General features: G+C 62.8%; 1 protein-coding gene. It reads left to right on the top strand.

What is annotated here, in order from left to right:
- Window positions 1-266 (top strand): hypothetical protein (locus tag R0J92_RS23580; protein WP_411053460.1); only part of this gene is annotated, 266 nt, incomplete at both ends.

Below are 266 nucleotides of genomic sequence, written 5' to 3'. Positions count from 1 at the left end.
GCTATGGCTGGACACATTCGCTTGGAGCGCAACTGGCACTGGATGGGGCGGGTGGCGCAGGCATCGTTGAAGCCACTGGTTTCCAGCGCGCCTTCAAGAAGATCGGGCAGGTCTACGAGGCCGCCGACAGCAGTGGCGATCGCCTGGTCCAGAATGGGAGCTGGACCCTGTACGCAACGGATGCCATTTCGACGTTCGACGATGCGGGTCGGCTCGCCGCGAAGCGCTTCGTGGACGGTACCTCGCTCACCTTCGTCTATGACGAC

Origin of the sequence: Tritonibacter sp. SIMBA_163, from assembly GCF_046535935.1 — a bacterium.
Lineage (GTDB): Bacteria > Pseudomonadota > Alphaproteobacteria > Rhodobacterales > Rhodobacteraceae > Epibacterium > Epibacterium scottomollicae.
Note: the sequence above shows the minus strand (reverse complement) of the source record. Positions and strands in the feature narration are given on the sequence as shown.